Raw genomic sequence first — 8,683 nt, 5'->3', positions numbered from 1 at the left:
CTTGGCTGCGCCAACAGCCCGATCAATCACCGAACGCGCGCGCCTGAACCCCAAATACCCCGCAGGATCGGATCCAGCGCAGCAAAATCTATTCCCTTCAACCACATAGACAGATGGGTGTTCTATTGCGCAGTTGTAATCATTGACCCAGTTCGCGAGTTTGGCTCGGGCATGATCTAGCCCAAGAAACAGCGTTTCATTCAGTAACTCGTCGCGCATTCGGCCATTGAAACTCTCGCAGAACCCGTTCTGCATCGGCTTGCCCGGCGCGATAAAATGCCAGGCGACCTGATGCTCCAGCGCCCATGACAGCATGGCGTTGCAGGTGAACTCTGTGCCGTTGTCGGAAATGATCATGCCCGGCTTTCCACGCCGCTTGATCAACGCCGTCAGCTCTCGTGCGACGCGTTGGCCCGAGATCGACGTATCCGGGATCGACGCCAGACATTCGCGGGTGACGTCGTCGACAACGTTCAGAATGCGAAAGCGTCGGCCCGAGGCGAACTGGTCATGGACAAAGTCCAGCGACCAGCGCGCGTTGGCCTTCACCTCGACCAGGATCGGCGCCCGCGTTCCGGTGGCGCGGCGTCGTCCGCGGCGCTTGCGCACGGTGAGGCCTTCTTCGCGGTAAAGCCGATAGATGCGATTGACGCCCGAAGGTTCGCCGCCTTGCCTCAGCAGGATGAACAGCCGCCGATAGCCAAAGCGCTTGCGCTCATTGGCCAGGTCGCGGATTTGCTCGCGCAGCTCCGTATCGGGCGCGCGACGCGACTGGTAGCGGATCATCTTGCGATCCGCGTTGACGAGGGCGCAGGCCCGCCGTTCCGACAGGCCCATCAGGGCCCGCAGATGCGCGACGCCTTCGCGCTTGGCGGCGGGCCCTACCATTTTTTTGAAAGAAGCTCACGCAAAGCCGAGGCGTCGAGCATGGCTTCCGCCAGCAGCTTCTTCAGCTTGCTGTTCTCGTCTTCCAGCGCCTTCAGCCGCTTGGCCTCGGAAACGTCCATGCCGCCGTATTTGGCTTTCCAATTATATAGCGTTGCTTCCGATACGCCGTGCTTGCGAGCCAGATCGGCGGTCCTGGCGCCCGCCTCATGCTCCTTCAGCACACCAATAATCTGCTCTTCCGTGAACCGTGCGCGCTTCATCTGTCCGTCCTTCATGAGGCCGGACTCTAATCCTACGTGGAGGAACTTTGCAGTGGCACGTCAACTCCGTGTTTCCCGACGGTATCGCCCCGCCCGCCGCTCAATATTGTGCATTGCGGCCCGCGCGCTTTGCGACTCGCGGCGTGAACGTATAAGAAGGGCCTATCGTTTCCGTCACGCAGGATCGCTCCATGTTTCGCTCCATGTCTCGCTCCCGCGCCAGCGCCACGCGCCGTGGTCTGCTCGGCCTCGGCGCCGCGCTCGTTCTGGCCGCCGCGCCTTTCGCCGCTCAGGCGCAAAAAGCTGCGGGGCCGGAAGCCGCCGCCAAGGTTCCGCTCGACCTGTTGATGGCGGAGCCGCCCCTGCCCGACGTCTGGCTCGGCGATCCCAAGGCGCCCGTGACGATCATCGAATATGCCTCGATGACCTGCGGCCATTGCGCGCGCTTCACCACGGATGTCTTTCCGACCCTGAAGTCCAAATATATCGACACCGGCAAGGTGCGCTTCGCCCTGCGCGAATTCCCGCTCGATCCGCTCGCCGCCGGCGCCGCCATGTTGGCGCGCTGCTCGGGCGACAAGCGCGAGGCCGTGGTCGAACTGCTGTTCCAGCAGCAGAAGAACTGGGCCTTCGTCAATAATCCGCTGCAGGCCCTGCGCGACACCGTCAAGCAGACCGGCATGGGTTCGGCGGCCTTCGAGGCCTGCCTCAACGACCAGGCCATGTTCGACAAGATCAACCAGATCCGCGATACGGCGGCGCAGAAATTCGGCATCAGCGCCACGCCAACCTTCTTCATCAATGGCGACAAGAAGTCCGGCGAGATCCCCGCCGAAGAGCTTGACGCGCTCCTCGCCCCCTATCTCAAGTAAGAGTTCTCCCTGAATGCGTTATCTGCCGCTCAGCGCCGAAAACCGCGAGGACATGCTGGCCCGCATCGGCGTCGCAGCCATCGACGACCTGTTCGCCGACGCGCCGCGCGACGCCCTGCTCACCAGCACGCTCGACCTGCCGTCGCGCAAATCGGAGCTGGAGGTGGAGCGACGCCTCTCGGCTCTGGCGGCCAGGAACGTTGCGGCCAGCGCCGTTCCCTTTTTCGTCGGCGCGGGGGCTTACAAGCACCATGTTCCCGCGACGGTGGACCATCTGATCCAGCGTTCGGAATTCCTCACCAGCTACACGCCCTATCAGCCGGAAATCTCGCAGGGCACGTTGCAGGTCCTGTTCGAGTTCCAGACCCAGGTCGCCAATCTGACCGGCATGGAGGTCGCCAACGCCTCGATGTATGACGGCTCGACCGGCACGGCGGAGGCGATCCTGATGGCGCATCGCGTCACCCGCCGCCGCAAGGCGCTGGTTTCCGGCGGGTTGCATCCACATTATGCCGCGACGGCCCGCACCCTGTCGGACATGGCCGAGGACGAGATGCGGATTCTCCCGCCCGACCCGCTCGCGGAGGAAGACCTGATCGGCGCGCTGGACGACAGCCTCTCCTGCGTCGTCGTGCAAAGCCCGGATGTGTTCGGCAATCCGCGCGACCTGCGCCCGCTGGCCGAGGCCTGCCGCGCCAAGGGCGTGCTGCTGATCGCCGTGGTGACGGAAGCGCTCTCGCTCGGGCTGATCGAATCACCCGGCGCGATGGGCGCCGATATCGTCGTCGGCGAGGGCCAGTCGATCGGCAATGGCCTCAATTTCGGCGGGCCTTATCTCGGCCTGTTCGCCGCGCGTGAAAAATATCTGCGCCAGATGCCGGGACGCCTGTGCGGCCAAACCGTGGACGCGAACGGCCGGCGCGGCTTCGTGCTGACGCTTTCGACCCGCGAGCAGCATATTCGCCGCGAGAAGGCGACCTCGAACATCTGCACCAATTCCGGCCTGTGCGCCCTCGCCTTCTCCATTCATCTCTCGCTGCTCGGCGAGACGGGCCTGAAGCAGCTTGCCCTGATCAACCACGCCAACGCAGTCGCGCTGGCCGAGGCGCTGGACAAGGTTCCCGGCGCAAAGGTGCTGAACAGCGCCTTTTTCAACGAGTTCACGCTGCGGGTGCAGGGCTCGGCGGCTGACCTCGTCGAGCGCATGGCGGCGCGCGGCGTGCTCGCCGGCGTTCCAGTCTCGCGTCTGCTGCCCGGCGCCGGTCTCGACGATCTGCTGTTGGTGGCCTCGAGCGAAGTCAATACCGACGAGGATCGCGCCGCCTTCCTCGCCGCGCTGCAAGCGGAGGTGCGCGCATGAACCGCGAAGGCCGCCCCACCCAGCCGCAGATCGCAACGCCGCACATGCCGAAAACCTTCACCGGCAATCGCGCGCTGCAAGTCGCCGAAGCCTTGATTTTCGAGACCGGCCGCAATGACTTCACCGGCGTCGATCTCGACCCGCCCGCGCCGTTCACGCCGCGTCTCGGCGGGCTGGAGCGCAAGAGCGCGATCGGCCTGCCCGGCCTTTCCGAGCCGGAAGCGATGCGCCATTACGTCCGGCTGTCGCAGAAGAATTACGCCATCGACCTCGGGCCTTATCCGCTCGGCTCCTGCACGATGAAGCACAACCCGCGCCTTAACGAGAAAATGGCGCGGCTGCCCGGCTTTGCGGATATTCACCCGCTGCAGCCGGTCTCGACCGTGCAGGGCGCGCTGGAACTGATGGAAGAACTGGCCGGCTGGCTGCTCAAGCTCACCAATATGCAGGCTGTGGCGCTATCGCCCAAGGCGGGCGCCCATGGCGAAATGTGCGGAATGATGGCGATCAAGGCCGCCATCGCCGCCCGCGGCGAGGCCGCGACGCGCAATGTCGTGCTGGCGCCGGACTCGGCCCATGGCACCAATCCGGCCACCGCCTCCGCGCTCGGCTTTTCCGTGCGCGCCGTGCCCGCCGGGCCGGATGGGCTGGTCCATCCCAACGCCGTCGCCGCCGCGCTCGGCCCCGACGTCGCCGCGATCATGCTCACCAACCCCAACACCTGCGGGCTGTTCGAGCGCGACATCGTCGAGATCGCGCGGCTGGTCCACGAAGCCGGGGCCTATTTCTATTGTGACGGCGCCAATTTCAACGCCATCGTCGGCAAGGTGCGGCCCGGCGACCTCGGCGTCGACGCCATGCACATCAACCTGCACAAGACCTTCTCCACCCCGCATGGCGGCGGCGGGCCGGGCTCCGGCCCGGTGGTGCTGTCGAGCCGGCTCGCGGCTTTTGCGCCGGTTCCCTTCCTCAAGCGCGAGGGCGAGCGGCTTTCGCTGGTCGAGGACGCGGAAGGAACGGAAGCCTTTGGCCGCATGACCGCCTTCCACGGCCAGATGGGGATGTTCGTCCGCGCGCTCGCCTATATCCTCTCCCACGGCGCCGACGGTCTGGCCAAGGCCTCGGAAGACGCGGTGCTCGCCGCCAATTATGTGCGGGTGAGCCTCAGCGACGTGATGTCCGCGCCCTTCGGCGACAAGATCTGCATGCACGAGGCCCTGTTCGACGACCGCTGGCTGAAGGATACGGGCATCACCACGCTCGATTTCGCCAAGGCCATGATCGACGAGGGTTTCCACCCGATGACGATCTATTTCCCGCTCGTCGTCCATGGCGCCATGCTGATCGAGCCGACCGAGTCGGAATCGCTGGTTTCGCTGACCCTGTTCATCGCGACCTTGCGCGATCTGGTCTTCAGCGCCCTGCGCGGCGAGACCGAACGCTTCCTCGGCGCGCCTTATTACGCCCCGCGCAAAAGGCTCGACGAGACCGCAGCCGCGCGCAAGCCGGTATTGCGCTGGACGCCGCCCAAGCCAGTGGAGGCCTGAGCGGCCCTTCTCCCCATAGCCCGTCTTCAGACGGGCGTTCTTCCGAACGCCCTATGGCGGGAGAAGGTGGATCGGCGCCGCGGGCGGCGAGACGGATGAGGGACGACGACCGCAGAATGCCCCTCATCCGCTGACGCGCCCCCTCATCCGGCGCTTCGCGCCACCTTCTCCCGCAAGGGGAGAAGGGTTTCCCCCGCTGCCTTTTCCCCAACTTTCGCCGTGGCCGCGCTTGATTCGGCCCCGCTTCTGGCGCCTTGTTCCGTTTCGGGAAAAAAGGAGCGCCATAACTCACTCATGAAATTCGACAAGCTGCGACTGACCGGCTTCAAAAGCTTCGTGGAGCCGACCGATTTCGTGATCAACCCCGGCCTGACAGGCGTTGTGGGGCCGAACGGCTGCGGCAAGTCCAATCTCGTCGAGGCCCTGCGCTGGGTCATGGGCGAGAATTCTTACAAGCAGATGCGCGCCGCCGGCATGGACGACGTCATCTTCTCCGGCTCCGGCTCGCGCCCCTCGCGCAATCACGCCGAAGTCGCGCTGGTGCTCGACAACAGCGCCCGCTCCGCGCCAGCCGTCTTCAATGATTCCGACATTCTCGAAATCACCCGCCGCATCGAGCGTGAACAGGGCTCGACCTATCGCGTCAACGGCCGCGAAGTGCGCGCCCGCGACGTGCAACTGCTGTTCGCCGACGCTTCTTCGGGTGCGCGTTCGCCGGCCATGGTGCGGCAGGGGCAGATTGGCGAAATCATCGCCGCCAAGCCGCAGGCCCGCCGTCGCATTCTGGAAGAAGCCGCCGGCATCGGCGGGCTGCATTCCCGTCGCCACGAGGCCGAATTGCGCCTCAAGGGCGCCGAGGAAAATCTGCTCCGGCTGGAGGACGTGCTGACCCAGATCGGCGCGCAAGCCGAATCGTTGCGCCGTCAGGCCCGGCAGGCCGCACGCTATCGCGCCTTGGCCGCCGAAATCCGCCGCCACGAGGCCCTGACCGCCCTGATCGCCTCCCGCGAGGCGGCCCATGAGGCTGATGAGGCGCAGCGGCTGTTCGATTCCAATGTGGTCGATGTCGCCGAACGCACCCGCCAGCAGGCCGAAACCGCCCGCTTGCAGGCGCTCGCCGCCCACGCCATGCCGGGCCTGCGCGATGCGGAAGCGCAGGCCGCCGCCGCGCTCCAGCGCCTTGTCCTCGCGCGCGAAACGCTCGATGGCGAGGAGAAGCGCGCCGCCGAGCGCAAGACCGAAATGGAGCGCCGCATCGCGCAAGCCGCCGCCGATCTCGCTCGCGAACGCAGCCATTTCGAGGATGCGGCGGCGACTTTGGCCCGCCTCGAAGGCGAGGACGAAGACCTCGCCGGGGCCGGCGAGGCCGAGGCCGATCTCGTCGAAGAGGCCCGGCTGCGCTGCGAAGAGGCCGAAGAAAAGCTGCGCGCATCCGAAATCGCGCTGGAAAAGGCGCAGGACGCCTTCGCCAATGCCGAGGCCCAGCGCAACGCCCTCGCCGAAACAGCGCGCCGCGAAGAGCAGGCGCTGCTGCGTTTCGAGGGCGAATTGTCGCGCATCGAGGACGACATCGCCGCTTTGCGCGCGAGCGCGGAGAGCGATTCCGAACTGGCCGAATCGCTCGCCGAGGCCGAGCGCCTGTTGGACGCCGCCGCGCAGGCCGAGGAAGACGCAATCGCCGCCGAATCCGCGCTTGCGCTCGCCCGCGACGAAGAGACCTACTTACGCGGCCCGCTGGCCGAGGCCGAAAAGCGCGCCCAGAAACTCGAAACCGAGGCCGGGACGCTGGCCAAATTGCTGCAGACCGGCGCGAGCGGCGGCTGGCCCGCCGTGCTGGAGCGCATCGTCGTCGCCAAGGGCTATGAAGCCGCGCTCGGCGCCGCGCTCGGCGATGATCTCGACGCCTCCGACGACGACGACGCCCCGGCGCACTGGACCGTCACGCAAAGCGGCGGCGACCCCGATTTGCCCGCCGGCGCCCGGCCGCTGACCGAATGGGTCAGCGCCCCGCCCGCGCTCTACCGCACCCTCGCCCAGATCGGGCTGGTTTCGCGCGATGCGGGGCCGATCCTGCGCCAGCATCTCAAGCCGGGGCAGAGGCTCGTCTCGATCGAGGGCGATCTATGGCGCTGGGACGGCTTCACCCAAGCCGCCGAGGCGCCCACGCCCGCCGCGCGCCGTCTCGCCGAGAAAAACCGGCTCGGCGATCTCGAAATCGAGGCAGAACAGGCGCGCGAGGCCGTCGAGGCGCTTCAGGAGAAGATGGAGGGCGTCCGGGCCGCCGTCGCGGAGGCCGCGGAGGCCGACCAGCGCGCCCGGCAGTCGGCGCGGATGACGCAAAAGGCGCTGGCCGACGCGCGCGAGGCCGCCAACGCCGCCGAGCGCCGGCAGGCTAACTTCTTGTCGCGGCTCGCCAATCTCGACGATTCCCGCAAGCGCGCGGAAGAATTGCGCGACGAGGCCCGCGAGCGGCTGATCGAATCGCGCGAGGCGCTGGACGATGTCGCCGAACCCGCCACGCTGGCGGGCGAACGCGACGCCGCCCGCGCCGCCAACGCCTTCGACCGCGCCGAGGCCGCCGAGGCCCGCGCCTCATTGCAATCCTTTTCGCGCGAGGCCGAAAGCCGGCTGCGCCGCCGCGAGGCCATCGCGCGCGAGACCAAGAGCTGGCTCGACCGCCGCGCGCGGTCGCAATTCCAGACCGAAGAGATCGAATTCCGCGTCGCCGAGGCGCAGGAGGAACTGGCGAAGCTTGAGGACGCGCCCGACGAGTTCCTGCTCCAGCGCCGTTCTCTGGCCGGGAAGATCGAAGAGGCCGAAGCCGCGCTGCGCGGCGCTGCCGATGCCCGCGCCGAGGGCGAAACCGCCCTTGCCGAGACCGACCGCGCCGCCCGCGCGGCGCTGGAGGCCATGAGCGCGGCCCGCGAGACCCGCGCCCGGCTGGAGGCTCAGGCCGAAGCCGCCAAGACGCGGTTACAGATCCTGATCCGCGACATTGCGGAACAATTGAACTGCGCGCCGCAGGGCTTGCCGGCCTTGGCCGGCCTCGCCGAAGGCGACGACCTTCCCGCAATGGACGGCGTCAGCGCCCGTCTCGCCAGCCTGAAACAGGACCGCGAGCGGCTGGGCGGCGTCAATCTGCGCGCCGAGGACGAGTTGGCCACCGTCGAGGATGAACAGGCCAAGCTGATCGCCGAGCGGGACGACCTCGCCGAGGCGATCCGCAAATTGCGCTCGGCCATCGGCTCACTCAACAAGGAAGGCCGCGAGCGCCTGCTCGACGCTTTCGCGCGGGTCGACGCGCATTTCCGCGACCTGTTCTCGCTGCTGTTCGGCGGCGGCTCGGCAGAACTGCAACTGGTCGAATCGGACGACCCGCTCGAGGCCGGGCTGGAAATCCTGGCCAAGCCCCCGGGCAAGAAGCCCGCGACCATGACGCTTCTTTCTGGCGGCGAGCAGGCCCTGACCGCCATGTCGCTGATCTTCGCGGTCTTCCTGACCAATCCGGCGCCGATCTGTGTGCTGGACGAGGTGGACGCGCCGCTCGACGACGCCAATGTCGAGAGATTTTGCGACCTGCTCGACGACATGGCCCGCAAGACAGACACCCGCTTCATCACCATTACCCATAATCCGATCACCATGGCGCGGATGGACAGGCTATTCGGCGTCACCCAGGCCGAGCGCGGCGTGTCGCAACTGGTGTCGGTGGAGCTGGAGCAGGCGGAACGCCTGCTGGAGGCGAGCTAGCGGCGT

4 protein-coding genes and 1 pseudogene are annotated in these 8,683 nt (G+C 66.9%); 4 read left to right on the top strand and 1 reads right to left on the bottom strand.

All coding sequences use genetic code 11. The annotated features are described in order from the left end of the window. Positions 1-132 precede the first annotated feature (132 nt). A pseudogene (locus QZ409_RS01810) lies at positions 133-1,148 on the bottom strand (IS3 family transposase); the annotation flags it as partial. A 191-nt stretch (positions 1,149-1,339) separates the two neighbouring features. On the opposite strand from QZ409_RS01810, the gene QZ409_RS01805 reads away from it, so the two are divergent. The 4 genes from QZ409_RS01805 to QZ409_RS01790 all read left to right on the top strand — a co-directional run bounded on the left by QZ409_RS01805 (position 1,340) and on the right by QZ409_RS01790 (position 8,677). Then, positions 1,340-2,020, top strand: a complete 681-nt coding sequence (locus QZ409_RS01805; RefSeq protein ID WP_296706449.1) for a DsbA family protein — start codon at positions 1,340-1,342, stop codon at positions 2,018-2,020. Between the two features lie 13 nt (positions 2,021-2,033). After that, positions 2,034-3,380, top strand: a complete 1,347-nt coding sequence (gene gcvPA / locus QZ409_RS01800; RefSeq protein WP_296706447.1) for an aminomethyl-transferring glycine dehydrogenase subunit GcvPA — start codon at positions 2,034-2,036, stop codon at positions 3,378-3,380. Beyond that, on the top strand, positions 3,377-4,927 hold the full coding sequence (gcvPB, locus tag QZ409_RS01795) for an aminomethyl-transferring glycine dehydrogenase subunit GcvPB (RefSeq protein WP_296706445.1): 1,551 nt from the start codon (positions 3,377-3,379) through the stop codon (positions 4,925-4,927). Before gcvPA ends, gcvPB begins: the two co-directional genes overlap by 4 nt. A gap of 294 nt (positions 4,928-5,221) precedes the next feature. Then, positions 5,222-8,677 carry an AAA family ATPase gene (locus QZ409_RS01790; protein WP_296706443.1) on the top strand — a complete coding sequence of 1,152 codons (3,456 nt, stop codon included), beginning with the start codon at positions 5,222-5,224 and terminating at the stop codon, positions 8,675-8,677. Positions 8,678-8,683 lie beyond the last annotated feature (6 nt).

It is taken from the genome of Rhodoblastus sp. (assembly GCF_019449565.1).
Classification (GTDB): Bacteria; Pseudomonadota; Alphaproteobacteria; order Rhizobiales; family Beijerinckiaceae; genus Rhodoblastus.
The sequence above is the reverse complement of the archived record's forward strand: the minus strand, read 5'-3'. Positions and strand labels throughout refer to the sequence as shown.